Consider the following 3,541-nt stretch of genomic DNA (forward strand, 5'->3'; position numbering starts at 1 on the left):
CCACGCGCCACGACATCCGTAACGTTGCCATCGTCGCCCACGTCGACCACGGCAAGACGACCCTCGTCTCGGCAACGGTGGCGCGGCCGGCGCCGCACGTGCCGGCGCCGGGGGCGCGACGGACGGTGCGGGTGCCGAGCCCGAGCGGCTGACCGGTGATGTTGGGGCGCAGGCTGAAGGCCCGACAGATGGTGCCGCTCGCCGCGCCGAGGACGCGACTGGTGGTGCGCCGCTTCAGGCCGAGGGCGCCACGGCCCGCCGTACCGAGGCCGCTACGGGCGGCGCAGGGCGCGGGGCCGGGGACACGGCCGGTGGCGGGAGCACCCCCGGGGCCACCGCACACCGGGGCGCCACCGCGGGCGGGCGAGCCGAGGGGCGGCAGGAGGCCGCGGCCCACGGAGGCGAGGACTCGACCCGTGGCGGCGAAGGCTCGGCCGACAAGGCCGCCGCGCGCCGGGGCGTGGCTCGCGGGCGGTGGGACGGTGGGGGCGACGGCGCCGGCCGGGGGCAGGCGGCGGGTGGCGCCGCCGAGCGGGCCCGCGAAGAGGGGCCGCTGAGCGCTGAGGAGCTGGACCGGAACGCCGACGCGCTGCGGGAGTTGCTTGACGAGAGCGTCGCCTCCGCCGAGCGGCAGCTCTTCGATCTGCGTACGGCCGCGGCCGACGACGCGCGGATTCTCGGCGCGCTCGGCGACGGCGGGCTGCTGCCGCCCAGCCCCGATGTGCTGGCCGCGGTGGAGTACCTGGGCGAGCACGGCATCCCCGCGCTGCCCGGCTGGCGGTATCTGGCGCAGGCCGTGGACCCCGTCGACCACGCCGCGGTGCTGGCCGCACGGCCGGAGCTGGTCGACGGGGTGGTCATCACCGACCCCGACACGCACGCGCGGGCGCGCGAGGTGCTCGGCACGGCGTCGCTGCTGCCGCGCTCCGCCGTGGCCGTCGGGACGGCGGCCGCGCTGCTCGCGCCGACGCCGCCGCCCGGGGCGCAGGACAGCGGCGTGTTCCTGGTGCCGCCGAACCCGGCGATGCACGACGAGCGGGCCGCCGACGACGAGCGGCGGGAGCTGCGCGCGCGGGCCACCGCGCGGGACGAGGAGATCCGGGCGCTCGCGGCCCGGCTGGCGGGGGACCGGACGCTGGCGGCGCGGCTGTCGGCGTGGCGTACGGGCTGCCCGCCCGGGCGGCTCGCGGAGCTGGCGGAGGCGGCCGATGCGGCCCGTGAGGCGGCAGACGCCGCGCAGCGGGAGCTGGCGGAGGCCCGTACGGCGAGGGTGGAGGTGGACGAGGCGGCCGGCGAGGCGGCCCGGGTGCGCGATGAGCGGCAGGAGGCGGCGCAGCGGGCCCGCCGCGCGGCCGACGCGCTGGCGGGGCTCGCGTTCCGGCTGCGGGAGCGCGCCGCCTGGCAGACCAGGCTGCGCGAACTGGCGGACGAGGCCGCGGAGTACGAGGAGCGGGCCGCCGCGTGCGTGGACCGGGCGCGCGCGGCGGACGAGGACCGGCGCGCCGCCCAGCGCGCGGCCGACGACGCGCACCGCACCGCCCGCGCGCTGCGCGCCGAGCGCGCCGAGATCGCGGGCGCGCCCGACGACGTGGCGGACGGCGCGCCGCCCACCGCCTCGCTGCCCGCGCTCCGCGAGGCGTATCGCGCGGCCTCACAGGTGTACGAGAAGGTCGGCGTCGGCGCCGATCTGCGCGCCGAACAGGCCCGTGCGGAGAGCGACGAGAGCGCCGCGCTGGCCACCCTGGACCGGCTCACCAACAAGGTCCGCACCCGCGCCGCCCAGCTCCTGGAGAGCACGGACGGCGCGGACGGCCCGTCCCGCCAGGCGGCCGCGGCCCGCGCCGAGTCGCTGGTGCACATGATGGAGGCGCGCGCGTCGGCGGCGAGCGAGCAGCTGGGCCGGTTGCGCGGCGAGGCGGAGCGGCTGGCGCCCGCGGACGGTGAGGCGCACACCGAGCTGCCGGAGGGGATGGTCCCGCTGGATGCCGAGCAGGCCAAGGAGCTGCTGCGCTCGGCGAACGCCGAACTCAGCACCCGTACGGACACGCTGGAGACCGCCCGCACCACCCACACCGAACTGCTGCGCGCCCACCGCGCCGCCGAGGACGCGGCGGGCGGCTTCGAGGAGACCGCCGCGTTGCTGCGGGACCTGCTCCGCGACCACCAGGACATGGACGGGGCCGCAGACGATCAGCCCGAGGCATACGCCGGGAGCCTCGCGGAGGCCCGGCAGGCGGCCGCCGAGACCCGCCGCTCGCTGCGCGGCTGCGCGGGTGACCTGTCGGCGGCCGAGGCCGCTGTCCGGGAGGCGAGCGATGTACTCGTACGGCATGCCAACGCGAACCGTTACGAGCAGGTGCGCACCCCCGCCCGGCAGCAGATCCGCGAGCTGCCCGCGTCCGCCCTGCCGGAGCACGCCGTGGCCTGGGCCGAGGCGTTCGCGCCCCGGCTGCGGGTGCTGACCGACGAGCTGGCCCAGTTGGAGCGCAACCGGGACAGCATCGTGGACCGGCTGCGCGGCCTGGTCGAGTCGTCGCTGACGACGCTGCGCTCGGCCCAGCGGCTGTCCCGGCTGCCCGAAGGGCTCGGGGAGTGGTCGGGGCAGGAGTTCCTGCGGATCCGCTTCGAGGACCCGGACCAGGCGACGCTCGCCGAGCGGCTTGGCGAGGTCATCGACGAGGCGACCAGCTCCGCCGTGCGGAAGAACTCCGACCTGCGCCGCGACGGCATGTCGCTGCTGCTGCGCGGGGTGCACGCGGCGCTCCTGCCGCGCGGCGTGGCGGTGGAGATCCTCAAACCGGACGCGGTGCTGCGCGCCGAGCGGGTGCCGGTCGGGCAGATGGGCGACGTCTTCTCCGGCGGGCAGCTGCTGACCGCGGCCATCGCCCTGTACTGCACGATGGCGGCGCTGCGCTCCAACGACCGGGGCCGGGACCGGCACCGCCATGCGGGCACGCTGTTCCTCGACAACCCCATCGGGCGCGCCAACGCGACGTATCTGCTGGAGCTTCAGCGGGCGGTGTCGGATGCGCTGGGCGTCCAGCTGCTCTACACCACGGGCCTGTTCGACACGACGGCGCTGGCCGAGTTCCCGCTGGTCATCCGGTTGCGCAATGACGCGGATCTGCGCGCGGGGCTGAAGTACATCAGCGTGGAGGAGCATCTGCGGCCGGGGCTGCCCGAGCGGGACCCGGAGGCCGGCCAGGTGCACGGGCAGATCACGGCGACCCGTATGTACCGCCGCCCGGACGCCCCGGACCCGGCGGAGGCCCCGGCCGACTAGCCGGGGCCGCGGGGGCGTACGGAGGCAGCGCCGGGGGCGTACGGAGGCAGCGGGGCCTGCGGCCGTCGTCGGGGAGCTCGCCGCCGGAGCGCACGCCCCCGCGACGGCGCGGGCACCGTCAACCACCCCAGCCTGTCACGCCGCCGCCTGTCACGCTCCAGCCCGTCGCGTCAGTCAGTAGCGGTACCGCTCGTCGTAGCCGCCGTTGTTGTAGTCCTGCTGCTGGTACGGGTACTGCGACTGGTCCTGCGGAAGCTC

The 3,541-nt window shown here is 77.3% G+C and carries 1 protein-coding gene and 1 pseudogene; both read left to right on the top strand.

Features of this window, described 5'->3' with window-relative positions:
* Positions 1 to 74, top strand: a pseudogene (locus ACWDSL_RS52530) (GTP-binding protein); the annotation flags it as partial.
* A 386-nt stretch (positions 75 to 460) separates the two neighbouring features.
* Positions 461 to 3,283, top strand: coding sequence for a hypothetical protein (locus tag ACWDSL_RS52535; protein ID WP_450496769.1), 2,823 nt, complete (start codon positions 461 to 463; stop codon positions 3,281 to 3,283).
* Positions 3,284 to 3,541 lie beyond the last annotated feature (258 nt).

Source organism: Streptomyces sp. NPDC000941 (genome assembly GCF_053599555.1).